Origin of the sequence: Bradyrhizobium sp. McL0616 (assembly GCF_049993385.1) — a bacterium.
Taxonomy (GTDB): Bacteria; Pseudomonadota; Alphaproteobacteria; order Rhizobiales; family Xanthobacteraceae; genus Bradyrhizobium.
Genome location: NZ_CP188255.1, coordinates 4,588,243 through 4,613,471 on the forward strand (window position 1 = coordinate 4,588,243; position 25,229 = coordinate 4,613,471).

Genomic DNA, 25,229 nt, shown 5'->3' on the forward strand with positions numbered 1-25,229 from the left:
TGCGACGTTGCCACCCATAGGCATGACCGCAGATGCGCCTGCCATAGAAGAGATCGATCCGAAAATCATGGGATGGGTGATGCAGGCCGTTGCCGCGCGAGAGATCGTTGAGTCAAAGACCGCCCCGGCCAACGATAATGAGCAAACAGACGACATTAGGATCATCGATCCATCAGAGTGGGAGGGGCAACCAATCCCGGAGCGGCAGTGGTATCTTGAGGGCTTGGTGCCCAACAGGCAGGTAACGCTGCTTTCTGGAGACGGCGGCACCGGGAAGAGTTTGTTGGCCTATCAACTCGGGTTGGCCGGCGTGCTCGGTGTAGAAACCTTGGAGTTTAAGCCAACGGAGGGCCGCGTCGTCTACTTTGCGGCAGAGGATGACGAGGGCGAGCTAAAGCGGCGCGGCCATGACATCCTGCGTTCCCTGAGCCGCACTTGGGCCGACCTGAGTGGGGACATGCGCGTCATTCCTATGGCGGGTAAGGACGCCGAACTGGTATCCGAAAAACGACGGAGCCGTGAACTCGAACTTACGGCGCTTGCTCAACGGATAACGGACCTCTTGGCGGAGTTTCGGCCGAGGCTTCTGATCCTCGACACGGCAGCGGACGTATTCGGTGGCGATGAGATCAACCGCAAGCAAGTTCGATTCTTCGTATCGATGCTGCGCCGCCTGGCGATGGACTTCGATCTAGCCGTGCTGCTGTTATCTCACCCGTCTGTGCAGGGCATGCAGTCCGGCACCGGCCTATCAGGATCAACGGCGTGGAACAATTCGGTCAGGTCTCGCCTGTATTTCACCGCAGACAAGACCGATGAGGATCTGCGTCTCCTGAAGAATATGAAGGCGAACTACGGCAGGAAAGGCGCCGAGACCAAACTGCGCTGGCACGAAGGTGCTTTCAATCTTGACGACGGAAAGCCGTCTGCACATGCGGCGTTAGTGGCCAACCATGCCGACAAGGTCTTCCTGAGAATGCTTTCTGCAATCAATGGAAGTGGCAGGCGGGTGTCATCGTCCAGGAGCACAGCATATGCGCCGACCGTAATGTCAGCCATGCCGGAACGCGAGGGAGCGAGCAAGAAGACGCTGGAGGAGGCAATGGCGAGATTGTTTGCCGAAAAGAAGATCGCGGTCGTCAAGGAAGGCCCGCCGTCGAAACAACGCGAGCGCCTAGTGGTGGTCGAGGACGAAATCCGCCAGAAGCGGATGGCTCCCGGCTAGACCTTCCAACGGTCTTCCAACGCCCTACCAACGGCTGCCAACGGGGTGTGCCTTCCAACCCCCTTATACCCCTACCGTTGGGATGGAATACCAACCCGGTTGGGACCGGTTGGAATTCCACCCCGCTAACGCGAGACGTCACACCACCGCTACTTCGGTGGCCGCAATCCGGAAGATTTCAGCCAGTCGTTAATGCGGGAGCCGGTTTCGGCTTCCCGCGCTCTACGAAGGGCGGCCTCACGTACAGGTCCATGTGGGAGCAATTCGGCTTCTTCGCGGAGGCGCCTCGCTTCTTCGGCCAAGCGTTCCTCAATGGAAAGGGTCTGCTTCACTCTGCGGCGATGCACTGTCATCCGCACACCTCCCTCGCGCTGATTGTTCGTGTCAAACGCAGAAATTAAAGCCGAGTTCCAAGTAACGAATTCCACCCAGCTTTCAAAAGCGTGCAGCCGATCTTCTGGCCACGCCAAGACCGCTCAAGCGGCAAAGAACGAAACCCTTCAAGGGTGCACTCACGTGAATAAACCAGCCAATGACAACCGTAAAACTACCACAGCCATTCCGCTCGCTATCCGCCTCTACCGCCAGATGCGGCCCGACGACCTCGCACGACTCGTTCGCTACGGCACTGTGACGGTGGTGCCGTCCTGGCTGAGTGCGGAGGGCGGCATGCCTGAGGCCGGCAAGCCGCGTCCTGATAGGATTGTTGAGACTCGACCATCGCCCACCGAGCAGTTGGCGGTAATCGCGCGCGAAGCTGCTAATGCGAGGACGCAAGTTGGCCCGTTCACGCGCGCCGAATTCGACGCTGCGGCCGCGCGATGTGTGCGCTACGATATGCGCGGTCTCGTATCAGAATGGCTATGCAGTGACGGCAAGTGGCGCCCGGCCACGGAATTAGTTCGCCAACCGAGAGGCAGGCGGCGCAGATCCGAGCAAGAGCGCCAGGATGACAACGCGAGGCACCTCGCCATTCGTGGGAGCGCGGGCTTCCCGGAGCGCTCCCGCTATGTGGAGCGTAATAGCGCGGGCGCAGATTACTGGAGGTTCAGGCATGCCTTCATGGTTCAGGCGCTGACCGCCTGCAACGACAACCGCCGCTGCGAGATAGACCGCCTCGGGATAGGCTCTCGCACCCATTTCGACGAGGCCCGCACCAATGCCAGTCTGCCGCCCGCTGAACGGTGCCCGATTGGCATAGCGCGCGGTGCCGAGTTCATGGGCCACCGTCAGCATTCTAACCCCCGCGCGATGCAGGGCGGCGTTGAGGGCGGGCACGATCTGGTCGAGCGGCAGATTGTGGAGACGATCGATACGCCACGCATTGACGCCGCCCTGGGCGAGCATGGCCGGGTGTTAGACCTGAGCGTTGCCGGCATGACGGCGCGAGAGATAGCAGGCGAGATGGGGTGGGGCGGTACGAAGCAGGCTGAGCGCAAGGCGGTGGCGGCGCAATATGCGGCGCTGGCAGCTCTGGCTGGCCTGGAAGAAAAATTGGCCGCATAGCGTCCCTCGGTCGGGGTACTGGACCGTATTATCTTGAGGGCCGAAGAAGTTCGGCTTCCGACGTGACGTGCAAAACTCGACGCCGCCATGTGCGCGGCGTCGCTTTCTCCGGCCCGAGTGCCGTGAGCCGCTGCATGCGGTCCTGGTTTTCTTACCAATCTCAAAAAATCTACAATACAGGAATCCAAATATGCGCAAGGCCCTCGTCGTGGCCCTTATTGCGCGCCGATTGGGCGTGCGAAGGACGCGACTAACTTCATTGGTGCAGCGATTGAGCGAGGACGGCATGCTCCCGGTCTCGTCCGGGCCACCGTATCCCGATCTAAACCACGTCGAGGCCGCACACGTGCTGCTGGCCGCCGCTGTCGACGAAGGCATCGCTGCCGCGCCTGACGTTGTCGAGAAATACGGTAGTTTGCTCGGTCCTACTTCAAACCTTGAGGCCGCCATTGCGCACACGCTCGCGCGGCCGGATTCGTTGCCGCCCAGGTTTACATCGCTGGAGCTTCACTGCGACGCCGCGCCGCACGCATTGCTCACAATGATGACGAGTGACGGCATGCGCACTTCGGTGTTTGGCGACATGCCAGAAACCGAAACCGTTGACCGCATGGTCACCTTGTCCGGCAGCGCGCTGTTTGGAATCGCCAGCGAGCTTGCGGGCATGTCCGCTCTGTATGTTGACGCGCTTCTCGACAGGAACGCAAAATGACAACTGGCCGAATTTCCAGAGTCGATCACAACGCAGGATTCGCCTTCGTCATGCGCAACGACGGCGGCGACGATGTGTTCATCCACTACAACGACCTCGATAGCGCCGGTGTGGTGTATCCGCGCGTGGGACTTTCGCTGTCGTTCTCCGTCCTCGACAAGGACGGCAAGCCCCGCGCGTTCAATGTGCGGGCCATTCATTAACAGCCTACCACCCAACAACCACAGCGCCAACGCGGCGCAAGGGAGCACCTACCATTGGCTAGAATCAAAGAACCAAAAACACAGATTGAACGCATCAGAGAAATTTCTCCGCGATACGCGGACTTGCTAGCGAAGAACGCCGAGTTTCACGCAAGGTATGAGGAAGTCATCGCCGAAAGCAGGCCTCTTGCCGAAGAGGCGCGCCGCTCGCAGGTAAGCTGGACCGCACAGCTGCCAAAGCCGAAACCTTTGCCGATCACGCGGCATGCTGGCGCCGCAGCTTTGTTGGGTGACCTGCTTCCTGAGCAACCCCCAGAGGAGCTAACGCCACCGCCGCCACCGCCGAGCTGGCCCGGCGAGAAGCGCCTGAGGGAGTTGAGCGCAGATGCGGAATCCATCGCAGAAGCAATCAAGCTGCTTGTTCTGGAATTGAAGAAGGCGCGCCGCGAGTATTCGCTGCAGGTAGCCTCGCTGCGCGGTGGCGAGTATGCCGACTTGTCCGCCGCTGTCGTGGACGCCATCAAGGCGCTTGGTGACGCCATTCTTCAGCACCACTATTTTATCGACGAACAGCGTCGCGACAGTGTTGGCTATCAAGCATTCAAGCCGCTGAACCTCGAACGGTTCGGAAATTTGGACGAACCGGGTTCCCCGTTGATGCAAACAATTTTGAATGCCGTCGAGCGCGGTCACGTCGGCGCGGGCAAGATTCCAGAGTGGAAAATGCCGGCGGATATTTCATTATTTCAAGGAGGAAATTTATAATGACGAAGAAGAGTAACGCTGCGCTGCTTGAGGAGGCCGCAGTAGCGCTTGAGAAACAGAGCGCCGAACTCAAGAAGATCCGGCCACTGGCACGCGGTGAGCGACTCCAAAAAGCCGAAAACAGCTTAAAGCCAGCGACCCGCAATGGGCGTTTGCGGGAGGCTGAGCATAGTGTCGCAGCGTCGCAGCCGCGTAATAGCCGGCTCGTTTGGGCCGACATGAGGCCGGCGAAGTAGCGCAACAACTCTATTTCGGCCAACGGCGGTGGCGGGCACTGCTTCTGCGGTGCCCCCCTACGGGTACCCAAAAAGTGTGGGTCTACGCGCCCCGGCTACCGCTGCTGAACCTCAGCGCGCGCGGTGGTTGCCCCGGTTCAAACAAAAATTTGGAAGACCTATGAATGACCACGCCTAGACCCCCGACACACCTCAAGCGCACCACGCGTGACTGGTTCAAGGCCGTCATAGCCGACTACGAACTTGATGATCACCACGTCAAGCTCCTCACGCTAGCCTGCGAGGCCTGGGACCGCGGCGTCCAGGCGCGTGAAATCATTGACGTCGATGGCCTGACGTTCATCGACCGCTTTGGCAGTCCCAAACCACGGCCGGAAGTCGCCATCGAGCGGGATAGTCGCATCGGTTTCGCTCGCTTAATCCGCGAACTCGGGCTTGACGGTGCCAGTGCTCCGGAGGCGCCGCGCATGCCGCGCACGCCCGATTACGGGCATCGCAGATAGTGCCCGTTCGCAAGCGGAGCAACAAGCGACGAAACACGGGCATTCTCGATGATTGGGAATGGGCGCTAGAAATGGGATGGCCGTGCACGGGTGATCTAATCGGAATATGTGAACTCGACGAGCACGGTCATCCTGATCGGGAGGCGGCGCGCATCGCTTGGCAGCTTTACGGGGCGCAAATCATGGCCAAGTGGCGCGCAGAGCACCCGAGCGGTTCGCAGTACGTCTGCTGGGGACTCGAACAGTTTGGCGAGCCTCGCTGATGCCAGCGCGTCCGAAACGTAATAAGCGCCGCCATTCTGCGCAGATTACACCCGAGGCTGTTGCGCTTTTCCGGCGTGGTCTCGACACCAGCGATCCGTACGAGCTGCGAGATATCAAGATCAGACTTGCCGCCGCGCTCGGCCGGTCGAAGTTTCGCGCCTGCCCACTCGATCTGCAGCCGCGCTCGCTTATCGGCGGCGACACTGAGCCGGTGGAGGCGGTACTCGAACTTAGGGCGCGGCTGATGGCTGAGATGGGGGAGGGGCGTCTCTACTAGCGTTGATGACCTAAGCCGATTCCCAACGATAACGCCTTCTGCCTGAGGGCACCCACCGTGTGCTGTTATCGGACGGCTTCCCAGAGTCCGCTGTGCACCAATAGCGACCAAATTCCGCTGCGCAGCTAAATGACGCGATGGGCCAGGAGCCGACATCGAAACGCAGTCACCAACGGCGCGGCGGCGAGCCGCTCCACAAGAGCCGACTCGCCGCTACCTGATATAGCCCCGCCAATCCTTGGCTTAGCAGGACGCAGCAATACTACCCGCCGCTGCCCTTGATATTCGGCAGGTGTTTCATGTCGAGCAACGGCACCGGATTGTCTGGACGTTGGAGATCGGGTCTCCAATCGTTCGAGGCTCCGCCCGGAATTCGCTTGATACTTGGAAAGTCAACGATCGACTTGTTGAACTCCATCACGACCGGGACGATCAGGGCTAGGACCCAGCCGTTGTCCTGTCCGGCATACTTGCCCGGCGACTGTGTTGGCATGCGTGCCGACATCGCGCCGTTGAACACCATGTCGTATTTCTCGAACGGGTCCATGGTCAGATTGTAGGCCGAGCCGATGGAGCCCAGATTTTGTTCGGGGCCGAGCCAGGTGTCCTTGGCCGTCCATAGGTACTTCCACGCGATGCTGAGATCGGGGTTAGTTGGATCACCGGCGACATCCGCGCGTGCTCCCATGAAGTTTTCGCCGTCGATGTAAACCCACGACCTTCGTGCCGAGTGGTTCGCGCGTCCGAGAATGTACTCGCTGTTGTCGATGCTATCAAAGTAGATGGGTTTGCCATTGTTGTCGGTCCATGCGCCGTGCGGCGGTGGAGTCAGGCCGACCATCTTGGAAAGTGTCGCCCAGCAGTCGATGTGCGACATCATTTCATCGTACTTCGCACCAGCCGGGATGTGGTCCGGCCACCACATCAGTCCGGGGACGCGCCAACCGGCTTCAAATGCTGTACCCTTCTCGCCCCGAAACGGCGTGGTGCCAGCATCGGGGTACGCATCCTGCCAAGCGCCGTTGTCCGCCGTCACAATAACGATTGTGTTCGGTGCTTCTGCGCGGATTGCGTCCATGACGCGCCCGATGTCGTCGTCGAGTTCGAGCAAAGAGTCCGAGTAATCGCCGAGCCGAGACTTTCCGGCGAACTTTGCTGCGGCATTGGTAGGGTTGTGCATCTTCATGAAGTTGACGTCCATGAAGAATGGCTTGGCGTCCTTGGAGTGCTTCTTGATGTAGTCAATTGCGTAGTCGGCCTGCCGCACGTCGAACTCGGCGAGGCGGTCGTAAGTGATGTACTCGTTTCTCTTCGCCGGTTGCCCTGCAACTCCCTCCCACTCGTACATATTCACGACTTCAAAATACGCTTTCGCGATTTCTGGATTGTACGAAGGGAACCACGGATGGAACCATTTAGAGGTGTCGGCATAGGTGTAGACGCCCGGATAATATGCCGCGAACGACTTCATCTCATCGAAACCATGCTCGATTGGATAGGACTCGGGCTTGTCGCCGAGATGCCATTTGCCAGAAAAGTACGTCGAGTAGCCGCTCTTCTGGAAATACTCGGCGATTGTCGGCGTCTCCTTCTTTAGAGCGTTTTCGTCACCCGGAGCGACCACGATTGATAGCGCTGAACGGACAGGAACACGCCCAGTGATGAACGAGGCGCGGCCCGCTGTGCAGCTTGCCTGGCCATACCAGTTCGTAAATGTCGCGCCCTCCTTGGCGATCCGGTCGATGTTTGGTGTTGGATGGCCAAGCGCCCTGCCGCCCCCGCTATAGGCTCCGAAATCGTTCCAGCCGGTGTCGTCAGTCATCAGCATGACGACGTTGGGTCGCTTTTGTTCTTGTGCGGATGCCGGCATGTTCATAACCGTCACAACGGCTACGCCCGCCAGCAGGCTACGCCGTATTGTTTGCCCGATTTTCATGGGTTCGTTCCCTTGCCTATCCTTGAGAGGATGAGAAGCCGTCCATTTCCAGGACCTTCAGCATCAAGGCCGAAAACGTCATCTTCTTTGACACAGGTCAAACGTAAGCACGGTTGACGCTTGTGGTTGCTTCAAAAGAGCCATGTCGTCTTCGGGTCATTCTCGACCGGGTCGAGCCAGCAGCGGGTCCAGTCATGTCCGTTGTACCGCCGAAAGCAGAAGTAAATTCAGAGCAATAGCGACACAGCGACGGGCCATTGCGGGTTGATGGCGCTGAGCGGGAACGTAGCGAAGTAGCAAGACCATAGGCATGGCCCGTCGGTTCAGGCTGGCGGGCCGCTTCATTGGTCGAACGGAAATAAGCGATCGTCTTCAGGCAAAACCGCGAACGCAAAATAAACCGACGCCAAGGAGCCAAAAACCAGAAAAAGAAGTATCGCGGTGAGCCAGTACAACAAGACCGATCAACCGCTTTTCTGCAACGCATTCTTAGGCGCAGCATCTTTCTGCACCAGGTCTTCGAGGAGCATCACGACTGCGCGCCGTGTGCCCCGGCTCTTGATTTCCTTGAACGCGTTGATCAAGCGGAGAATGTCGCGATCGGTCTCGTGAATAAACATTGCTGCTCCGGAAAACACGGAGGCCGAAGCAGGGGGCTGCTGCGGCCTGCGCGGGGTCAAAAAAATCCGGGTGAAAAAGATCTAACCGAAATATGAGCCAGCCCCGGTAAGCACTTTTTAACCGAGCTTCATTCGCCAGGCCAATCATTTTCGCAAGTTCCGAAGGAGGAACTTCCAACTTTCTTAATTCGCGAAGGAATGAGTGAGGGAAGGCCCGCCGGGGCTGGCTGCTTGGCGGGCCTTGCCTCTGAGCAAGGCCGCGTATGTCCCCTCGGCCCCGTCCCACCGACACCGTGCACTCAATTGCTTACAGAAGTCTGATGTGTCGCCATACCATGCGGGTTACGTCGAACGGGATGCGAGCCCTGTCGAGAACTGAGGACTGCGGTCAAGCGGACCTCTAGCGCAATATGCGCTTCCACGCTCATCAAGGATGAGCCAGTATGCCGTCCCGGGCGGGCGCTGAAGGAACTTCAAAGCTCTGCGGGCGGCCGCGTCAGCCTCTCCCACCGAGCGGCCTTCCAACGTTATTGCTGGTATGTTGACGTCAAGATCTGGCCCTAAGGGCTCGACCAAAACGATTTGAGCGCGATACATTTCGGAGCTCCTTCCAAATTTGAAGTTGTCCTAATTCCCATATTGGGTGTCCCGACTAAGACAACGGAAGAGCCCACACCCTGACGTACAGATAGAAGCCGGACTGGAAAACGCACAATCCACTCACTCAGGGTTTAATTTATGCACCACGCTACCGTTCCCATGAGAACGCGAAGCAAAAAGTACAGCCAGGCTGCCATAGTTACGACAACCGCTGCGCCGAAAGCCAAGCCAATGGCTTTATCTGCTGACTTGTTTTCAGGTGGCGCGTTCGGTTTCCCAACACCCGTTTGTTCTGAAACAATCATGCATGCATCTCCCGCCACACGATCGGGAAAGTGTGGCAATCTCATGAATTCATTGGTTCCTAGTGTTCCAGCGCGACGACCTTCTCAACCGCTCCTGGCTGGCATTCAGGCGTTCGCCGTTGCATATTTTTCCTCATGGAGACGCGCGAAGACTACTTGCTCCGGCTGGCAAGCGTTTTGGATGATATCGGGACGGACCAGCAATTGATAATTCGGGACCGGTACATCGAACTCGCGTTCGGCGGCCCGCGTGCCATCGCAATTGCAGAGGCGGAAGTCTTCGCCCGTGCGCACGGCTGCACGTTTCGATACAACCGCGTCAAGCGCCAAGGCGAATTCACCCGTTCCTATCCGGCAGGCGGCCGGGCGTGAGAGCTTCGCAACGGTCGCGCAGTCCGGCGGCGACGGACGACGCCTGATCCAAAAGGAAAAAGGCCCCAGATCAGTTGGGGTCAGAAGCGAGCTGGGGCTAATTTAGCGAGCGCCCTTGGGTAAGGGCTTCGGGAAAATGTGGCAATGCAGCCAACGTTCCTTTGCTGCCGCGCGCGTGCCTTAATGCATTCGGGGTTGAGGAATCCGGGTCCGCCTTTGGTAAGCAATAGCTCGCCGCGCGGCGATCGTGCGAATTTGGCATAGGCAAAAGAGGTTAGAACGCAAATAGGAACGTCTCGTTGATGGCCGGCTTGTGGCTTGCGGTGACTGTCTCGGTCCCACGAGACAAAGCCTGTCCGGAGGCCCCAGCATCATCATGCCCCCCGGCCCGATGCTGGGGCCGAGGGGCGTCCAGCAGCAGACATTCGTTGCAGGGACTCGGTAGCTTTCCGATAATCCTCGGCCACCTTGAGAAAACCCTCGCGCTCAAGCCCGCATGAGGCGGTGGCCGCCTGCGCAAATAGGAACGCCCCCACCGAGAAAGAGTTGCAAGACAATTTGGCCGGGCTTGTGGTGAGGCTAAGATGAAGAGTGATGTGTCGCGTTATACCGAAATGCCGTCTTCAGCGCGGCAGTTTTACAAGGAGGCAGCTGCATGCCGTGAGGAGGCGGCCCGCAGCCTCGACCCCGTCGATCGTGAGGGGTGGATCAAACTCGCGGGGGACTGGGCGGATCTTGCCCTTGCCGCCGAGCGCGGACTAATTTTTCGTCGAGGATAGATATGGAAGGAGCTGTCCGTGTGTGGATTAAAGTTCGCGCCCAGGCCGCTTTGCGCCTCGCGTTGGGCGATAAGCCCGCTACCCCGGAAAATCTCAGCTCACTTACGCACCGCGGGAGCTTCGCCCTTAAGGTGTTGGGCGGCCAGTATCGCTCCTAGTCGTTGATCAAGGAGCCGATGAGTCTTAGGAATTCTTGATGCTCCGGGCCATTTGCGCCATCACGAAGAAACTTGCCGGCTTCAATATAGGAAACGCGTCCTCCCGAGCCGGCATTGGGCTCGTGCTTGACCACCGGCGTGTTGGAAGCCGGGTGATGCGCTAAAAACCAGCTGTCACCGTTGCTGCTCTCGTAAATCAGGCGGTAGCTCATAAGGAGCCAATTGCGAGATGCATCTTCCGTTCCTCAGCTGCAAATAGGAACAGTGGCGACTACCCTGCGTTTTCTCAACATGTTTATGGGTAGCGTAATCGAGGACTCATTCAACATCGCTTGGGGCTTCCTTGAGAGGTCAGGGCAGCTTCGCAACGCGGAAATGTCCACGGACTTTCTCCTTGGATTCATCGAAGGCCAAATTCGATCCGGCGAGCGCCGACCCATGAAGATCGCCAATCGCGCGATCGATGCCTATCAGGCGAAGGCCCCGCAGCCGGTTTCGGTTCAGAGTGGGCAAGTCGTATGGATTGCCTGATCCCGCTGCCGTGCGTGAATGTAGTCGGCGGCCGAAGGCGCGCGCTATTCTCGCGCTTTTTGGAGCGAGGCCCGCGCACCTACCGTTTGTGGGCAGCAGGGTGTGAGTGACAACGAGCGAAAATTTCGGTTGGCGCTGGCGGGCCTGTTTCTCCAGGATGCGAAAGGAGGCCAGGTTCGGTGTGGCAAGGCCGCCTAAGCGGACCTTCTCAGCAAAATCCGCCGCCGCGCAGGATGGCGATCGCGTCAATCGCCGGAGGACTTCGGCGGGCGACCGAGTTTGGGCCGCGGACGCGCACGTTTACGTGGAAGCACGATGACCGTGAAACGCAGGTTTAGGGCGGCGAAGAGCTTTAAAACGCGGCCCAGTTGTGGATCCACGGTCCCGCCGAATGTCTTGTAGACCGTTGTTCGCATGGTGCCTACCGCCCGCGCGAGTGCAGAGACATTCTGGGACAAAGCAACTTCGCGCAAGGCAAGGATGACTTCGTTGGAATTGTTGCCGGCGAGGGCCTGATTTAGACGCCTGGCCAGCGCATCAAGATCCGGGGAATTGAGAGGACTGGAGACGGGCTGCAGGTCAGCGGGTGCCGAAGGCACCACCCAGGCCCGCACATTCAGCGCTTCAAAGAGCTTCAGGGTTCGGCTGAGCTGAGGATCGATTCGGCCGCCGAACGTTCTGTAAAGCGTGTCTCGCCTCAGACCTGCGTCCCGCGCGACCATCTGCACGTTTTGAGCCTGCACAACGAGGCTGAGGCCCATCCGGGCGGCATCGATGTTATTTTCTTTAAATTTTTCAGTTAGATAGGCGGAAATTTCCGCTGGATTGTCGCGAAATAATTCGGCCAATATTGCCTTATTACTAGCCTGCATCGCTCATCGATTGTCCGTCACTGTGGCCATCGAGTTACAGCATTTTCGACCGTCTAGGCTAGATTGCCTGAGACATTTACGAACACTGCTTGGGGATTTTTATGATGAAGAAGGTTATCGCAGCGCTCGCGCTTCTTGGGGCTTTCACGACTTCGGCGTCCGCCGCTGATATGGCTGCTCGGCCGTACGTCAAGGCTCCGATGCCGGCGCCGGTTGCCAGCTGGACCGGCTTCTACATCTTCGGCGGTGGCGGCGGTGGCCTCTCCGCTGCTGACCAACACATTAACGACACTGCAACGGGCACTCCGCTGACCATTGATCAGCGTCAGGGTGGTTCGGGCTGGTTCGGCACCGTCGGTCTCGGCTACGACTGGCAGTTCAACGGCACCTGGGTTGCCGGCGTGTTCGCCGACGGTCAGTTCGGCAGCATCCGTGCCACCATTCAGGACCCGATCTTCAACATCACCGGCAGCCAGAAGCTGGAAGACTCCTGGGCCGCTGGTATCCGTCTCGGCTGGCTGGCCGCGCCGAACGTTCTCACCTACGTCAACGGCGGTTACTCGGGTGCCCACTTCGGCCGCACGAACTTTATGGACTTGGCTGGTGTTAACGCTGGTGTCCATCTCAACGGCTACAACCGCAACGGTTGGTTTATCGGCGGCGGCGTCGAGAACAGCCTGAACTTCTTCGGTATCAGCTCGCCCGGCTGGTTCATGAAGACCGAATACCGTTCGGCCTTCTACGACAGTAAGAGCCAGACCCAGCTCGATAATGTCACCAATCTTCCGTTCGTGGGCGGGCACGACATCCGAGCCAACAGCTGGAACCAGACGATCTCGACCTCGCTGGTCTACCGCTTCAACTGGACCGGTCCGGTCGTCGCAAAGTACTGATCCCGCTAGGCAGCCACAACACAGAAAGCCCCAGCACCTTGCTGGGGCTTTTTGCTGCTCGCGGGTGCAGGGAGCTTCGCGATCAAATGCGGCCTACTGGGCGACGACTTGCGGAACAACCCGCATTCGCCATACACTGTCGACACATGGTTCAAGTGGGAGGCAGTCGTGGCGACGGGCGCTGTGAAGTGGTTTAACGCGACTAAGGGCTTCGGCTTCATCCAGCCTGATGATGGCGGCCAAGACGTCTTCGTGCATATAAGCGCGGTAGAGCGGGCAGGCTTGTCGGGCTTAGCGGAGGGGCAAAAGGTCTCCTATGACGTCCAAGTGGACAAAAAGCGCGGTAAGAGCAGCGCAGAGAACCTGCGCGTTTGACCCAGCGATTGCAACCGGGTCCGACCATTGAACTAAGGCAAACTAGACCACCGATACATCTGGTTTACTTAGACCCCAGCTCCCATCTCAACCCGGAGCTGGGGTCTTTGCGTTTGTGCCTCCAAAAGCAAAAACGCCATCAGATCGGCGCCTGCAGCGCGACCAGGCCAGCCGGCGTAGTTCAACCTCGGACTTGGGGCCGCCGCCGCGCCGGTCAATCCATCCATGGTCGGCGATCCGATTAAGCGTGCCTTGGCCGACGGCGATCGGCTGCTTGGATACCAATACCCAATTTCCCCCTCGCAGATGCATGAGCTGACGCTGAATTGCATTCACGCTTGAACATGACGCTTTGCCTGTCACGTCCTCTTTGCCTTCAGCCCGATCTCAACCAGCCTGCGAAACGACGTCTAAGATCATTGCTTCTCCGCAGGGGCGGGGGCTGCAGGCTGGGGAGTTTCCGCCGCAGGCGCCGCAGCAATGCAGTCACCCGCCCAGATCTTAGTGCCCCTGACCGCGCCGACAAGTTTGCAGCCCATGGGCGCTTGCGGCGTGACATGAGTGAGCGGCTTCTTAGCCCCCTTCGGTGGAGGAGCTTGAGCAAACGCGCTGGTCGCAAAGAGCAGCGCGATAAGTCCGATTAGCGGCTTCATGGTCCATCCCCTTTGATTGCAAACTCACGTTTATTTCGCCTTCGCCTACAGGCCTAGCTCCACAAACCGCCGAAATCTGGCAACGGTTTCGCCATCCTTCGCGGGATGCTCTATGACCTGCGCGACATGGAGGGGGCCATCTCGACCGAGACGGTCAACCGGTTGGAGGGCGACCGACCACGTTAGGGCAGAACTGGACGAGGCTCACGAGCACGCCGAGGCGCTGGCCGATGACGAGCGCGCGGAGGTGGCCGGTAGGCGGGCAGGCCTTGCGCAGGCGGCAGATTAAATCAGTTTGGCGGCCATAGCTCAATCGGAAACCATCTATCCGGCGCCGCTGAAGGCACACCGTCAAGTTACTGGCGGGGTGTTTCATTTCTCTCAGGTGGCTAGCCCCGCACAGTATATCGCCCAGTCGCTCATGAGCGCCCGGCGCCGCTTAAGGGCATCGCCCCGCCGATAGGCGCGCTCGGTCTCGTCGCCGACAAGGTGCGCCAGTGCCGCCTCAGCCAGCTCACGGGGAAAGTCAGTAGCGTCGCCCGCCCAATCGCGGAAGCTGGACCGGAATCCGTGAACGGTCGCATCGACCTTCAAGCGCCGCAGGACTGCCGACAGCGACATATCGGAAAGCGGCCGGTCGTCGCGGAAGCCCGGGAAGATGATGTCTGACGTCCGCAGCCGCTTCATGGCCTTCAGGATCTCCAGCGATCGAGGCACCAAGGGCACGCGATGCTCCCTCCCGCCCTTCATACGATCGGCAGGCACGATCCACACGTCGCCCTCGATTTCAGACCAAACCGCCTCGCGAGTCTCGCCTGACCTGGCTGCTGTCAATACGGTAAACTCAACGGCCAGGGCGGCAATCCCATTCGCAGCCCGTAGCAGTTTCATGAAGGCGGGCACGTCTTGGTAGGGCAGCGCCCTGTGATGGCCGCGCTGCAACTTCTCGGGCTTGGACAGAAGCTCCGATAGGTGGCCGCGCCATCGGGCGGGGTTTTCGCCAGAGCGCTCACCGGCCGCCTTAGCCGCGTCCAGAGCCCGTTCAATCCGGCCACGGATGCGGCGGGCTGTCTCGGCCTTGGTGCGCCAAATGGGCTTCAGTACCTTCAGCACATCATCCGTGGTGACTTCACCGATCGGGCGCTTCCGAAGCGTGGCGCAGTAAGCCGTTCCTAATGTCGATTTCCACTGCGCGCGATGCTTCTCGTTGCGCCAGCCTTCCTCCATGCCGATGATCCACTCGTCCACAAAAGCACCGAACGTCCGGCTGGTCGCCCTGCGAGAGGAAAGCTCTGTGAAGGGGTCGCCACCGCGCCCGAGGATGTCGCGAACTTCGTCCGCCTTCTCGCGCACCGCCGCCAGCGAAACCTGCCCGGTACCAGCGCCAAATGGGCCTAAGCCCATCTCACGACGTCGACCGCTGCGGATGAATACGAAGACGAACGACTTGTTTCCGTTAGGGCTGGTCTGGAGATACAGGCCATCGCCATCAGCGAGTTTTCCAGCCTTCCGGCGCGCATTGCATTGCGTTGTGGTGAGTCGATTTCTCGCCATCGACGTTCCTAATCTCTTTCCTAATCTAGGTGGTTGCCAAGTACGGATAACCATATTGGCAACCTATTCGGAAAGTCTAGTAAAACAAGAGTTTCTGCGATTATCGGTTGCCGCTATGGATAGCATAAACACGGCTTTGGCGGACACCCCTTCCGCCACCTGCTAATCCATCAGTGTCTATACACGTCCATCTCTGACACCCAAGCCTTTGAAGCTTAACGCGAATTTTTACTTTCGCGTCCTTCAATGTGTTCGCGTGTCTACCGGCATCTACGTCGCCGACGTGGGTACGGGCGTGGGTTTAGGCGGACACTTTTGAGGGATTAGCAATGGGAAATCTGACTGCACTTAAAGTGAAAAACGCCAAGGCTGGCGACAAGCTCGCCGATGGCGACGGGCTAAGGCTGGATGTCGACAAGAACGGTAACGCTAGCTGGGTCTTTCGATTCAAATCGCCCGTGACTGGCAAAGAGAGGTTCATGGGGCTCGGTCCCATGCGGGATGTGGGGTTAGCCGCGGCTCGCGAGGCCGCCAGCGCGGCGCGCGCTCTGGTGCGCAGTAATGTCGATCCGATCGAACACTGCACCAGCGAGCGCGCCAAGGCCAAGGCAGCAGCGACGGGAACGCTCACTTTTGAGGCCTACACAAAGCAGTACATCGCCGGCAAAGAGGTCGGTTGGAAAAACGAGAAGCACCGGCAGCAATGGTCAAATAGCCTGCGCGATTACGCCCATCCGATCATCGGGCAAATTGCGGTTCCGGACGTCGACACCGAGGCGGTGTTGAAAGTTCTGCGCCCCATCTGGAACGTCAAGAAGGAAACCGCCCGGCGCGTTCGGGGACGAATCGAGGCCATTCTAAACGCCGCGAAAGCAGAAGGCCTGCGAACCGGTGAAAATCCGGCGCTCTGGCGCGGTCATCTTGACCAGGTGCTTGCCCGGCGCCGCAAGTCAGACGTGAAGCACCACCCGGCGTTGCCCTATGAAGAGATGCCGCAGTTCTGGCGATCCTTGGCCGCCGATACGAGCGAAGCAGCCCGAATGCTTCGCTGGATCGTCCTGACTGCCTGCCGCTTCAACGAAGCTGCCGACCTGGACCGGGCCGCCGAAGTGAAAGGCGAGGTTTGGACGATCCCGGCGATTCGCATGAAGGCGGAGCGTGAGCACAAGGTCCCGCTGTCGAGTCTGGCGTTGGCGCAACTTCCGTTCCGGCCAGTGTCCGACGTGACGCTTTCAAACTGCATCGCGCGCCATACCAACACGACCTCGACCACCCACGGCATGCGGTCGACCTTCCGCGATTGGGCCGGCGACTGCACAAGCTTTCCGCGCGAGATCGCCGAAATGGCTCTTGCGCATGCGGTCGACGACGAAACCGAGGCCGCCTATCGGCGATCGACAGCCCTGGTGAAGCGACGTGAGCTGATGGAAGCGTGGGCTGCCCATTGCAGCGCCGTCTGAAATCAGAATCTCCGTTTTATAATTGGTGAGTTTTAGAGTGCCATTGTTAGCTATATGGACACACGGCGACCCTTGGGACGACTGCTTGGGGTCAAAAGCCGGCCAATACCAGCAGCGGAATTGCCTACTGTCCAAAGAGATGACGCGGCCAGCCACCGGTGGCCTAAGTCGCATCTGCGAATGGCCCATTCTAGACAATGCCGGATTGGGTATTGGCCTGTTCCGACCTCCGTCAAGCCGCGTCGACTCGTTTATCCGCCCCATCTGGTCTGGTTTCGGACTCAAATCCGCCTGCGACTCAATCGAGATTAATCTCGTGGGCTGGGCACGTCCTAAATCGGGGACTATGCCATGAGTACTGGAAATCCATTATGTGACGAGCATGAGCCCCTTGCAGGCCCCGAAAACGTTGTGACAGACAACTCTTTCGATAGGAAGATGCATATGGCCCACGCGACTTTTCCTGACGATGAATCGCCATCTGACGACGTCTTCTGGCTTCTTGAGGAAAACGCACGCCTTCGGGCGCTTGCAATCAGATTGTCAAATTTGCTCGGCGATCTCCCTGAAGGAGAATGTAGCGACTCGGCGGCCACCTCACGCAGGGACGGAGCGGCAGAGCGAGCAGCTATCGAAACCATTGACTTCTCAACCATCAATCAGCTGCCGGACCGAGCGTAAGTCATCGGATCAGGCGCGGATGGCAGCGCGGCTGTCCATTTCAGGGCGGCACTGGGGAGCTAGCCAAACAGGCTGCTCTTCGGCAATGCCTTTTGTCCTTTGCTCGGCCGCAAAGGTGCATCCGCGCGGTTCGCGAGCTTCTCGCGTAGGCTCGCGGGCCTATAGAAGGAAAGCAGACCCTGACCGCGGTCTTCGCCGAGGCGGCATAATGGTGTTGGTATGCCAGCGGGAGAGCACTCAGCAGGAACGCGAAGCCGCGGCTGCTAGTTGATGTCCAAAGCGCGACGGGCCGGCGTCCAGCCACGGCGTTGCGCGTTGCAACGTGGCCGTCAGGTGTAATGCGCGCAGGCATTTGGCCAGTTTGATTATGGCAGGATAGTCGGCTTGAACCTGGCTGCCGCGCGGGCGCATAGGGGAGACGGAAGCGGTTAAGGGTTTTCTTACCAAGAGTGACGCGGTTAAGTGGATTGCTGAGCACTCCAAGGCGTTGCACGGAAATACGAATAGCACGTCACCCCAAACGCTCTAGGTTGAGCGGTCCCTTTCGATCACTCAGAAGCGTGACCCCGGTCGCCGCTTGCCTCAGAAGCTGCTTCGTGTACGGCTCAAGCCCCGATGGAGGAGTCTTCCTTTTCGCCGTCGCGCGGCTTCTTCAGGCTCTCACAGGCGCTTTGGCGAATTGCCCACGCCATCTTGCGATCGGCCCAGCTCTTGATTTCGGCAACCGTCAGTGCCTTGAGGAATGGATTGGCGCTGATCAGCTTTTCGCGTGTGGTCCGACCCGTCGCGTCAGCGGCGGCCATAAGAGAGGCAGCATCGGCATCTTCTGCAGCGGACAATAGCGCCACGGCGCCCGCCGGTCTCGCGAAATGGATAAGGTAGAGAGAACCGGGCGTGATCGGCAGGCCGCGCTTGTTGAGGATCGCGCTTATTCCTCGACCAGTCACGTCGTGATCTCTCGCGCAAGCTCGGGATTTCTCCGCAGGTCCAACACTTCCTTGTTGTTGCGCCCTTGGATCAGATCGCGTCGGTGCCTTCGGACGGCTTCGAGCCACGTGTCATCGAGAAACACCGGTCGCGCGCGACCGCCGGCTCTTTGTATTCGGCACCATTGGGCTCGGCGACGATAATGCGCTCTACCAATGCCTTGCCGGCCGTCTTGAATCTAGCGCACGCCGTAGCGTGCGAACTCCTCGACGACGTCCGGCCTTGCGGCTTTCGCGGCCGCGATGTCGGCGTAGCCGAACGCGGTCTCGCCGCGCTTGATCTTCGCGAGCCCCCGGCCGTACAGCGCGAGGGTGAGCTTCGGATCGATGCGCAGGGCCGCGTCGTAGTCGGCGATCGCGGCCTCCATGCGTCCCGCCCTCAGGTGGGCCAGCGCGCGCGAATCGTAGGTCGCGGCCGTGTGCGCGCCGCCTGCGACGGCCCTGTCGCAGGCGGCCACAGCGGCTTGCGGATCTCCCGTGCTCGCCCGGATCCAGCAGAGTCCGCTCCAGGCTTCCTCCAGGTCGGCGTTTAGGCGCACCGCCGCGCCGTAATCGCGCTCCGCGCGCCCCGGATCGCCCTTCTTCAGCCAGGCCTCGGCGCGGTTGGCGAGGGCCCTGGCGTAGTCCGGCCGCAGGCCGACGGCCCGGTCGAGGTCGTCGATCGCGGCGTCGTAGTCGCCCCTTCTGAGTCTAACTGCGCCGCGGTTGTTGAGGGACCTGGCGGAGCGCGGGTCGATCGCGACGGCGCTCTCGAAGTCGGCGGCGGCGCGGTCGTAGTCGGCCTTCTCGGCATAGGCGATGCCGCGGTTGTCGTAGGCCGTGGCCAGCGACGACGGTCCGCCGCGGCCGGCCTCGATGAAGGCCGAGCAGGCCTCGATCCTCGTCTCCGGCGCGGCGGCGCTGTTGCACAGCTCGACGTTCCGGAACTGCGGCTCGTTCGGCTTCTGCGCGGCGGCCGGCGTCAGCGCCAGGATCAGGAAGAACGCGGCCGCGAGGCGCGGGCTCAGCATCTCCGGCAGACGCCGGTGCCGCGGTCGGCCCTGCGCTCCCGGCCCGGGGCCGGCGGGACCGCCGCACGCCGCTTCGGAACGCCGCTCTTGTCGAGCACGCGGTCCTTGCCCTCCTCGATCAGCGTGGAGAACCTGACGCGGCCGTCGTCGGAGACCTCGATATGCGGCGTGGTGCCCCGGATTCCCATGGTCGCCACGGGGGTATCGACCTTCATGTCGCCGTTCTTGGCCACGGCGCCGGCGACGAAGGTGATGGTCCCCTTGGTCAGGTTGAAGAGACTCGTGTTCGATTTCGCGTCAGGGTCGTAGACGAATTCGTTCAGCTCCATGCTGGCGTTGCTGGACAGGTTGAACGAGCTGCCGTCGGCGAAATTGATGCCGAGCTTGCCGTCGGCCCCGGTCTTGACCACGTCGCCCCGGTAGACGGGGTCGCCGACCTTTGCGCCGGCCTTGTCGTCGGAGAGGGCGGCCTGCGCGACCGTCGCGGAGGCATGTTCGACCGCCACCTTGCCCGCGGCGGTCACGATCTTGCCGATGGGCTTGAGGTCGGTGGATCCGCTCTGCGCCAGCACGGATTGAGACCCCGCCAGGGCAAGCCACAGGCCCGCGAGGCCCGCCATCGTCCGTCGTCCGTTCATGCATCCGCTCCCCTTGCGCGAGAAGAGCCCAATCGAATGATGGCAGAGCGCCGGACGGCGGACCAGCGCGGTCCCTCGGACTACCCCTTAATAGTCAGGATCGGCTTGCTTTCGGCGCGCGCGACGTCGCCGAAATGGCGTATTCCCGGGCGCGGTAACGGGGGCGGATGCGGCGGCGTCGACGCGACCGAGACGACAACATGCGAGGCCTCGGGATGTCGCCCGCACGGATCTTCGACGACCTCCGGCGCCGGCCGGACCGACGCACGGCGCCGCCCGGCAGCCGATCTGGCGTCGCCGTCCTGACCGGCGGGATTTCCTTCGTCGCGCTGATCCTGTCGGCGCTGAAGGAGGCCTGGGGCGCCGATCCGGACCTCGCGCTGTTCGACCGCGGCGACATCAGCTACAAGGACTTCGCGCACGGCTCCTTCGAGCTCGTCACCAAGGAGGCCGTGCCACGGCACTTCATCGTCGACGACCCCGGGCAGACAGTCGTGCTCGAAAGACACGGGTCGTCGGTCGGCCTCACCCAGGTCGCCAACAACGCCTCGCGGATGGAGGATCTGCAGAGCCAACAGCAGGACGTGCTCGCGAACTATTCGAAGGAGCACGGGCCGCCCGGATCCAGCACGCCGCCCGGCGAGACGGCCGATCCGTCGCGGCAACCGATCAACCTGATCGAGCCGGACGGCCCGACGTTGCAGCACGCGCTGCCATCGCTCGTGATCCCGGCGAGCTTCGTTCCGGACGCGCCGCTCGTCCATTCGCCGCCGACGCTGACGCTCGGCGCGGGGGTGGTCGAGGTCGACACCGTCAAATTCGACGAGTTCTCCGCGAGCAGCGGCAGCTTCTCGGCCACGAGCTTCGCCTCGGGCGCCGCGCCGACCTTCGGCATCGCCGGCGGGATCGGCGGCCCTTCATGATCGCCGGCGCGAGCTTCGACGTCGAGAAGCCCAGCTCCTTCGGCGTCCTCTACGTGAACAGCCATACCGGCGCCTACACGTACGTTCCGAACAACGATGCCATCAACGCGCTGAAGGCGCCGAGCACCGACAACTTCACTATCACGGCCTCCGACGGCTTCGCATCCGCGAGCCAGACCTTCAGCATCAACATCAACGGCACGGACGACGCGTCCGTGATCTCCGGCGCCACAGCCGGATCGGTCGCAGCGGTCGCGACGACTTTCGCCTCGGCCATCGCCGCCAGTCACGACGCCCATGCCGCGCCGACCGCGAGCGGCACGCTGACCGACACCGACGTCGACGATCCCGCCAACACGTTCACGGCGGTGAGCACGCCGCACGCCGGCGACCATGGCTACGGCACGTTCACCATGACGACCGACGGACACTGGACCTACGCGCTGGACGATGCCAATCCGGCGGTGCTGGCGCTGAAGGCCTGCGACACGGCGACCGATACCTTCACCGTGACCACGATCGGCGGCACGCCGCAGACGATCACGGTGACGATCCAGGGCGCCGACGACCCGTCCGTCGTATCCGGAGACACGCATGGCCGCGTAGTCGAGGCCGGCGGAGTCCACAATTCGGATCACGGCGTCCCGGTCGCGGTCGGCGTGCTGACGGCCGTCGACGTCGACGGACCTTCGGATGATTTCGATGCGGCGCCGTGTCCCGAGAGGAGCGACCACGGCTACGGCAGCTTCACGATGACCGCCGACGGCCACTGGACCTACGCGCTCGACAATGGCAATTGCGCTGTCCAGGCGCTCAACGTCGGCGACAGCCTCATCGACAGCTTCACGGTGAAGACCGCGGACGGGACCGCGCAATTGTTGACCGTCACGATCGAGGGCAGCAACGACGCGGCGACGATCTGCGGCGACGCCGACGGACGCGTCACCGAGCCGAGCAACTCCTGCGCCCCGCCGCCGAGCGCCTGCGGCACTCTGACCGACAAGGACGTGGACAATCCAGACGACACCTTCACGGCGACAGCGTGCCCGCAGGCGAGCGAGCACGGCTACGGCAGTTTCACCATGACCGCCGGAGGCGTCTGGACCTATACGCTCGATCCGGCCAATCCGGCGGTCGAGGCCCTGCGATCCTGCGACAAGTTGATCGACTGCTTCACCGTGACCACGGTCGACGGCACGCCCCAGGTCGTGACGGTGGCGATCCAGGGCGCCGGCGATCCGCACGACCAGTCCTTCCATTTCAAAGAGGACGCGGCCCCGCCTGCTCCCCCGAGTGCAGCCGCCGCGCCGCCGGATCCGGTCCCGCCGGCCGCCCAGGCGGAGCCGCCCGCGCCGCATCCGACCGCACTCGGGTCGGACGTCTGGCATCTCGCCGGACACGACGACGGCACCGTCCACGCCGGCCTGCCTCTCCCGCATCACGACCTTCTCGTCTGAGAGGCGGGTTCCGGTCTTGCGGGCTTTGCGTTTTCCGCACGCATCAACGGCATTTGCTGGCATCTGCGGAAGTGCAGGGGTCCCGGGGAGGTCGGCGTGCCGCGCGCGCTGGGTCGGAAACTACGGTCGTCAAGATGCAAATAATGACCGTGGCTGCGACCGTAGATTCCGCGAGAGGCGCGCGGAAAAAACGCGCGATATCAACAAGGTTGACCAGACATCCCTGGAGCTTTGATTGCCTGCGGAACGGCCATCTCCTTTGGCAGCGATCGCACTTTGGTCGATTTGCCGCGTTTTAATGCGAGCACCAGATGGTGCGCATCTTCTTGGGTCGTTCAGGGTAGATGTCCAGGGGCCGAACAGGCCACCCTTTGGTGGTGCTTTTGTGCTTTCCTAGGTCGCAAAGGTGCATCCGTGCGGCCCGCGAGTTGCTCCCGCAGGCGGCGGCGCCTAAAATCGGAATCTCCATTTTACTTTTGGTGAGTTTTAGAGCGCCAGAGTTATATCCGTATGGACACACGGTGACTGAGGGATGAGTAAGGCCCTCCGGCGTGAACCGGCGGGCCTTGTTTCGTTAGATCCCTCTGGCTACTGCGCGGCAGGCTTCGTCATCTTGGCCGGTGGCTTGGCGGTGGGGGTGCCGCTTTTCGGCGTGCCATAGTGCGCCACATTTGGACCGCCGCCGGGCTTGCCATTCATTTTGCCGGCCGTCGCCGGCCCCGCCATAAATCCCGCGGCGAGTATGACGCCTCCGAATGTAACGATCATGAATAGGGCGATAGCTCTCAGGACTGACATGTGCTGCTCCTAAAATGCTTTCTGAACCGCCACGTGAATATGCGCGTAGCTCGGAGAGCCTATGCCAGATCAACGACACCTGCGAGCCATTCCTCCTGTCAGGGCCTCCCAGTGAGAATTGGATCAGGAGGCTGCCAAAAAAGGCCTGAGGAAAGGAGACCTGGGGCCCAAGACTATCTTGTTGCTTCGGCCATACGCCGAAACCCGGTTCGCGGGTTGGACCGTTCCTACATGTCCGCTCCCGCACCGGCCAAAAGAAAACCCGCCAACCTTGTGAGCCGGCGGGAGTTTAATTGAGATTGTTGGCAATCGGCGGGCATCGATCACCGGGTTGGGTTAGTAGAGCCGCCAGCACAGCGCGAATTCGCCGGGCCCTTGTTTAATCACCTGAGCCGCCGGCGGTGCGTCATCAACCGCTGCCGGTCGCGCTTCATGTGCCCGGCTTTCCGCCGCCGAGCCGCCAGTCACCGTCGTCGTACTTCATCTCAAATCGAAGCAACATCTCCCTGAGATGATAGATGCCAAACATGGCCAGGTTTCGCTTCTCACACGTCGGAGGTTCACCCTCTGCATCGTGAGCGAGATCTGCAGCAATGCGCCCCATGTTGACCAGATCGCGGAGGTCGCTCTCCATCTCCTGGTAGGCGCCAGCGTCTCTCTTGTCGCGCTCAGCTTTTTCCTGATCGTTCGTGCGACGGCTCCCATGACCGTCGGCTGATCTTTGGCTGCACGAATGGGCAAACGACAGAGAACCAGCGCCGCGAGCTGGAGGCGGTCGCAGCACATTCCGGATGGCAGGTTGTTGGCGTTTACGAGGACGCCGGCATCTCGGGCGCAAAAGGTCGGGACAAACGCCCAGGGTTCGATCATCTCCTAAAGGATGCTACGGCGCGCAAAATAAACATGATCGCCGCCTGGTCCGTCGACCGGCTCGGGCGCAGCCTCCAGGACTTGGTCGGGTTTTTGTCCGAGCTGCAAGCGTTGGGCTGCCATCTGCATCTGCACCAACAGGCACTCGACACCAGCACGCCGTCGGGCCGGGCGATGTTTCAGATGTGTGGCGTCTTCGCCGAGTTTGAACGCGCCATGATCCGAGAGCGGGTCAACGCCGGGCTTGCACGGGCCAAGGAGCGCGGCACAAGACTTGGTCGTCGCCCGGTCAAGTTATCGATTGAAACTCGCATTCGTGAACTTCGGGCCGAGGGCATGGGTATGCTCAAACGCGGGCGTACCCTCGGGATCGGCACCTCGGTGGTGCAGCGATTTCGCCGGGACCGCTGGCAACGCGCGCCGCGTCAGGCATTCCCGAGTTCGACGAGCTCATGGACAAGGCGCAAGCGAAGGCGCCGGCGCGCAGCCTCGTCAGCATCGATGATGTCGGCAATGCCACCGCGTTTCTTGCGCTCGACGGCGCCAAGCTGATCACCGCAGCGTGCTCTATATCGACGGCGGATATCACATCATCGACTGAGCGCGATCAGCGATAATGCAAGGCAATGAGCTCAGCGGCGCAGGCGGGCTTTTTGCCGCCTTCAATCTCGATCACCAGGTGATAATTGACGCGTAGGCCGTCCGGCGGCACGTCCTCGGCCTCGGCGACCGTGACCCGCCCGCGCAGCCTGGAGCCCGACGGCACGGGTGCGAGATACCTGATCCGATCGGCGCCATAGTTCAGGGTGTTGCGCAGCCCTTTAGGCCAATCACCGAACGGATGAACAGCGGTGCCAGCGCTAGCGACAGCAGGCCGTGGGCGATGGTCTTCCCACCTGGCATCTCCCTGGTCGCACGCGTCTGGTCGACATGGATCCACTGCTCGTCGCAGGTTGCCTCCGCAAACTGGTTGATGCGATCCTGTGACACCTCGACCCAGTCACTGACGCCGATCTCGGTGCCGACGGCGGATTTGATCTCGTTGAAGTCGCCAAATATCCGCATGG

General features: G+C 60.9%; 26 protein-coding genes and 3 pseudogenes. 17 read left to right on the top strand and 12 right to left on the bottom strand.

What is annotated here, in order from left to right:
- The first annotated feature begins 22 nt into the window (after positions 1-22).
- From ACPPVR_RS22280 to ACPPVR_RS22315, 8 genes are all read left to right on the top strand, one after another.
- Positions 23-1,225 carry an AAA family ATPase gene (locus ACPPVR_RS22280; RefSeq protein WP_426608734.1) on the top strand — a complete coding sequence of 401 codons (1,203 nt, stop codon included), beginning with the start codon at positions 23-25 and terminating at the stop codon, positions 1,223-1,225.
- A gap of 381 nt (positions 1,226-1,606) precedes the next feature.
- The gene (locus ACPPVR_RS22285) at positions 1,607-2,731 is read left to right on the top strand and encodes a hypothetical protein (protein ID WP_426608735.1); all 1,125 of its coding nucleotides are present in this window, start codon (positions 1,607-1,609) and stop codon (positions 2,729-2,731) included.
- 190 nt (positions 2,732-2,921) lie between these two features.
- A complete protein-coding gene (locus ACPPVR_RS22290; protein ID WP_426608736.1) occupies positions 2,922-3,443 on the top strand; it encodes a hypothetical protein in 522 nt (173 codons plus the stop codon).
- A gap of 50 nt (positions 3,444-3,493) precedes the next feature.
- Complete coding sequence (locus ACPPVR_RS22295) at positions 3,494-3,646, top strand: cold-shock protein (protein WP_426608737.1); 153 nt, start codon at positions 3,494-3,496, stop codon at positions 3,644-3,646.
- A 54-nt stretch (positions 3,647-3,700) separates the two neighbouring features.
- Positions 3,701-4,411, top strand: a complete 711-nt coding sequence (locus ACPPVR_RS22300; RefSeq protein ID WP_426608738.1) for a hypothetical protein — start codon at positions 3,701-3,703, stop codon at positions 4,409-4,411.
- The gene (locus ACPPVR_RS22305; RefSeq protein WP_426608739.1) at positions 4,411-4,647 is read left to right on the top strand and encodes a hypothetical protein; all 237 of its coding nucleotides are present in this window, start codon (positions 4,411-4,413) and stop codon (positions 4,645-4,647) included. The genes ACPPVR_RS22300 and ACPPVR_RS22305 overlap by 1 nt, the downstream gene beginning before the upstream one ends.
- A 164-nt stretch (positions 4,648-4,811) precedes the next feature.
- Positions 4,812-5,150, top strand: a complete 339-nt coding sequence (locus ACPPVR_RS22310) for a P27 family phage terminase small subunit (RefSeq protein WP_426608740.1) — start codon at positions 4,812-4,814, stop codon at positions 5,148-5,150.
- A gap of 262 nt (positions 5,151-5,412) precedes the next feature.
- Entirely contained in the window at positions 5,413-5,691 is a 279-nt protein-coding gene (locus ACPPVR_RS22315; RefSeq protein WP_426608741.1) for a hypothetical protein, read from the top strand.
- A gap of 262 nt (positions 5,692-5,953) precedes the next feature.
- On the opposite strand, the gene ACPPVR_RS22320 is transcribed toward ACPPVR_RS22315, so the two are convergent.
- From ACPPVR_RS22320 to ACPPVR_RS22330, 3 genes are all read right to left on the bottom strand, one after another.
- Positions 5,954-7,627, bottom strand: a complete 1,674-nt coding sequence (locus tag ACPPVR_RS22320; protein ID WP_426608742.1) for an arylsulfatase — start codon at positions 7,625-7,627, stop codon at positions 5,954-5,956.
- A 464-nt stretch (positions 7,628-8,091) separates the two neighbouring features.
- Complete coding sequence (locus ACPPVR_RS22325; protein ID WP_426608743.1) at positions 8,092-8,247, bottom strand: hypothetical protein; 156 nt, start codon at positions 8,245-8,247, stop codon at positions 8,092-8,094.
- Between the two features lie 731 nt (positions 8,248-8,978).
- Complete coding sequence (locus tag ACPPVR_RS22330) at positions 8,979-9,152, bottom strand: hypothetical protein (RefSeq protein WP_426608744.1); 174 nt, start codon at positions 9,150-9,152, stop codon at positions 8,979-8,981.
- A gap of 135 nt (positions 9,153-9,287) precedes the next feature.
- Between ACPPVR_RS22330 and ACPPVR_RS22335 the strand changes: the two genes are divergently transcribed.
- On the top strand, positions 9,288-9,524 hold the full coding sequence (locus ACPPVR_RS22335) for a hypothetical protein (RefSeq protein ID WP_426608745.1): 237 nt from the start codon (positions 9,288-9,290) through the stop codon (positions 9,522-9,524).
- Between the two features lie 933 nt (positions 9,525-10,457).
- Here ACPPVR_RS22335 and ACPPVR_RS22340 read toward each other — a convergent pair.
- Positions 10,458-10,673 (bottom strand): hypothetical protein, encoded by a 216-nt coding sequence (locus tag ACPPVR_RS22340; RefSeq protein ID WP_426608746.1) that lies wholly within the window; start codon positions 10,671-10,673, stop codon positions 10,458-10,460.
- A gap of 52 nt (positions 10,674-10,725) precedes the next feature.
- Here ACPPVR_RS22340 and ACPPVR_RS22345 point away from each other — a divergent pair, with 52 nt between their 5' ends.
- A complete protein-coding gene (locus tag ACPPVR_RS22345) occupies positions 10,726-10,992 on the top strand; it encodes a hypothetical protein (RefSeq protein WP_426608747.1) in 267 nt (88 codons plus the stop codon).
- A 245-nt stretch (positions 10,993-11,237) separates the two neighbouring features.
- Here the strand turns inward: ACPPVR_RS22345 and ACPPVR_RS22350 are convergent, their stop codons facing one another.
- Positions 11,238-11,864, bottom strand: coding sequence for a DNA-binding protein (locus ACPPVR_RS22350; RefSeq protein WP_426608748.1), 627 nt, complete (start codon positions 11,862-11,864; stop codon positions 11,238-11,240).
- 104 nt (positions 11,865-11,968) lie between these two features.
- Between ACPPVR_RS22350 and ACPPVR_RS22355 the strand changes: the two genes are divergently transcribed.
- Complete coding sequence (locus tag ACPPVR_RS22355) at positions 11,969-12,757, top strand: outer membrane protein (protein ID WP_426616158.1); 789 nt, start codon at positions 11,969-11,971, stop codon at positions 12,755-12,757.
- Between the two features lie 168 nt (positions 12,758-12,925).
- Positions 12,926-13,132, top strand: coding sequence for a cold-shock protein (locus ACPPVR_RS22360; RefSeq protein ID WP_426608749.1), 207 nt, complete (start codon positions 12,926-12,928; stop codon positions 13,130-13,132).
- Between the two features lie 1,034 nt (positions 13,133-14,166).
- Here the strand turns inward: ACPPVR_RS22360 and ACPPVR_RS22365 are convergent.
- Positions 14,167-15,339 carry a tyrosine-type recombinase/integrase gene (locus tag ACPPVR_RS22365; protein WP_426608750.1) on the bottom strand — a complete coding sequence of 391 codons (1,173 nt, stop codon included), beginning with the start codon at positions 15,337-15,339 and terminating at the stop codon, positions 14,167-14,169.
- Positions 15,340-15,668: 329 nt separating this feature from the next.
- Between ACPPVR_RS22365 and ACPPVR_RS22370 the strand changes: the two genes are divergently transcribed.
- Positions 15,669-16,799: a tyrosine-type recombinase/integrase gene (locus ACPPVR_RS22370; protein ID WP_426608751.1), complete on the top strand. Its 1,131-nt coding sequence runs from the start codon at positions 15,669-15,671 to the stop codon at positions 16,797-16,799.
- 1,286 nt (positions 16,800-18,085) lie between these two features.
- Here ACPPVR_RS22370 and ACPPVR_RS22375 read toward each other — a convergent pair.
- From ACPPVR_RS22375 to ACPPVR_RS22385, 3 genes are all read right to left on the bottom strand, one after another.
- Positions 18,086-18,328, bottom strand: coding sequence for a hypothetical protein (locus ACPPVR_RS22375; protein ID WP_426608752.1), 243 nt, complete (start codon positions 18,326-18,328; stop codon positions 18,086-18,088).
- A 317-nt stretch (positions 18,329-18,645) separates the two neighbouring features.
- Positions 18,646-19,476 carry a tetratricopeptide repeat protein gene (locus ACPPVR_RS22380; RefSeq protein WP_426608753.1) on the bottom strand — a complete coding sequence of 277 codons (831 nt, stop codon included), beginning with the start codon at positions 19,474-19,476 and terminating at the stop codon, positions 18,646-18,648.
- Positions 19,470-20,114 (bottom strand): FecR family protein, encoded by a 645-nt coding sequence (locus tag ACPPVR_RS22385; protein ID WP_426608754.1) that lies wholly within the window; start codon positions 20,112-20,114, stop codon positions 19,470-19,472. The genes ACPPVR_RS22380 and ACPPVR_RS22385 overlap by 7 nt, the downstream gene beginning before the upstream one ends.
- A 215-nt stretch (positions 20,115-20,329) precedes the next feature.
- On the opposite strand from ACPPVR_RS22385, the gene ACPPVR_RS22390 reads away from it, so the two are divergent.
- Entirely contained in the window at positions 20,330-21,037 is a 708-nt protein-coding gene (locus ACPPVR_RS22390) for a hypothetical protein (RefSeq protein ID WP_426608755.1), read from the top strand.
- Positions 21,034-22,494 carry a VCBS domain-containing protein gene (locus tag ACPPVR_RS22395; protein WP_426608756.1) on the top strand — a complete coding sequence of 487 codons (1,461 nt, stop codon included), beginning with the start codon at positions 21,034-21,036 and terminating at the stop codon, positions 22,492-22,494. The genes ACPPVR_RS22390 and ACPPVR_RS22395 overlap by 4 nt, the downstream gene beginning before the upstream one ends.
- A gap of 588 nt (positions 22,495-23,082) precedes the next feature.
- On the opposite strand, the gene ACPPVR_RS22400 is transcribed toward ACPPVR_RS22395, so the two are convergent.
- Both ACPPVR_RS22400 and ACPPVR_RS22405 read right to left on the bottom strand, forming a co-directional pair.
- Positions 23,083-23,292 (bottom strand): hypothetical protein, encoded by a 210-nt coding sequence (locus ACPPVR_RS22400; RefSeq protein ID WP_426608757.1) that lies wholly within the window; start codon positions 23,290-23,292, stop codon positions 23,083-23,085.
- 430 nt (positions 23,293-23,722) lie between these two features.
- Positions 23,723-23,926: a hypothetical protein gene (locus tag ACPPVR_RS22405; protein WP_426608758.1), complete on the bottom strand. Its 204-nt coding sequence runs from the start codon at positions 23,924-23,926 to the stop codon at positions 23,723-23,725.
- Between the two features lie 131 nt (positions 23,927-24,057).
- Here ACPPVR_RS22405 and ACPPVR_RS22410 point away from each other — a divergent pair.
- Together ACPPVR_RS22410 and ACPPVR_RS22415 are read left to right on the top strand one after the other, a co-directional pair.
- A pseudogene (locus tag ACPPVR_RS22410) lies at positions 24,058-24,372 on the top strand (recombinase family protein); the annotation flags it as partial.
- Positions 24,373-24,551: 179 nt separating this feature from the next.
- Positions 24,552-24,763: pseudogene (locus tag ACPPVR_RS22415) on the top strand (SDR family oxidoreductase); the annotation flags it as partial.
- Positions 24,764-24,769: 6 nt separating this feature from the next.
- Here ACPPVR_RS22415 and ACPPVR_RS22420 read toward each other — a convergent pair.
- Positions 24,770-25,227: pseudogene (locus tag ACPPVR_RS22420) on the bottom strand (MaoC family dehydratase).
- Positions 25,228-25,229 lie beyond the last annotated feature (2 nt).

Bases quoted from the DNA above. Each gene is read 5' to 3' on its own strand.
- ACPPVR_RS22340 (WP_426608746.1), bottom strand. From the start codon at position 10,673: ATGAGCTACCGCCTGATTTACGAGAGCAGCAACGGTGACAGCTGGTTT.
- ACPPVR_RS22310 (WP_426608740.1), top strand. From the start codon at position 4,812: ATGACCACGCCTAGACCCCCGACACACCTCAAGCGCACCACGCGTGAC.
- ACPPVR_RS22280 (WP_426608734.1), top strand. From the start codon at position 23: ATGACCGCAGATGCGCCTGCCATAGAAGAGATCGATCCGAAAATCATG.
- ACPPVR_RS22385 (WP_426608754.1), bottom strand. From the start codon at position 20,114: ATGAACGGACGACGGACGATGGCGGGCCTCGCGGGCCTGTGGCTTGCC.
- ACPPVR_RS22380 (WP_426608753.1), bottom strand. From the start codon at position 19,476: ATGCTGAGCCCGCGCCTCGCGGCCGCGTTCTTCCTGATCCTGGCGCTG.
- ACPPVR_RS22305 (WP_426608739.1), top strand. From the start codon at position 4,411: ATGACGAAGAAGAGTAACGCTGCGCTGCTTGAGGAGGCCGCAGTAGCG.
- ACPPVR_RS22365 (WP_426608750.1), bottom strand. From the start codon at position 15,339: ATGGCGAGAAATCGACTCACCACAACGCAATGCAATGCGCGCCGGAAG.
- ACPPVR_RS22400 (WP_426608757.1), bottom strand. From the start codon at position 23,292: ATGTCAGTCCTGAGAGCTATCGCCCTATTCATGATCGTTACATTCGGA.
- ACPPVR_RS22405 (WP_426608758.1), bottom strand. From the start codon at position 23,926: ATGGAGAGCGACCTCCGCGATCTGGTCAACATGGGGCGCATTGCTGCA.
- ACPPVR_RS22315 (WP_426608741.1), top strand. From the start codon at position 5,413: ATGCCAGCGCGTCCGAAACGTAATAAGCGCCGCCATTCTGCGCAGATT.
- ACPPVR_RS22320 (WP_426608742.1), bottom strand. From the start codon at position 7,627: ATGAAAATCGGGCAAACAATACGGCGTAGCCTGCTGGCGGGCGTAGCC.
- ACPPVR_RS22290 (WP_426608736.1), top strand. From the start codon at position 2,922: ATGCGCAAGGCCCTCGTCGTGGCCCTTATTGCGCGCCGATTGGGCGTG.
- ACPPVR_RS22325 (WP_426608743.1), bottom strand. From the start codon at position 8,247: ATGTTTATTCACGAGACCGATCGCGACATTCTCCGCTTGATCAACGCG.
- ACPPVR_RS22330 (WP_426608744.1), bottom strand. From the start codon at position 9,152: ATGATTGTTTCAGAACAAACGGGTGTTGGGAAACCGAACGCGCCACCT.
- ACPPVR_RS22295 (WP_426608737.1), top strand. From the start codon at position 3,494: ATGCGCAACGACGGCGGCGACGATGTGTTCATCCACTACAACGACCTC.
- ACPPVR_RS22390 (WP_426608755.1), top strand. From the start codon at position 20,330: ATGTCGCCCGCACGGATCTTCGACGACCTCCGGCGCCGGCCGGACCGA.
- ACPPVR_RS22350 (WP_426608748.1), bottom strand. From the start codon at position 11,864: ATGCAGGCTAGTAATAAGGCAATATTGGCCGAATTATTTCGCGACAAT.
- ACPPVR_RS22370 (WP_426608751.1), top strand. From the start codon at position 15,669: ATGGGAAATCTGACTGCACTTAAAGTGAAAAACGCCAAGGCTGGCGAC.
- ACPPVR_RS22335 (WP_426608745.1), top strand. From the start codon at position 9,288: ATGGAGACGCGCGAAGACTACTTGCTCCGGCTGGCAAGCGTTTTGGAT.
- ACPPVR_RS22395 (WP_426608756.1), top strand. From the start codon at position 21,034: ATGATCGCCGGCGCGAGCTTCGACGTCGAGAAGCCCAGCTCCTTCGGC.
- ACPPVR_RS22355 (WP_426616158.1), top strand. From the start codon at position 11,969: ATGAAGAAGGTTATCGCAGCGCTCGCGCTTCTTGGGGCTTTCACGACT.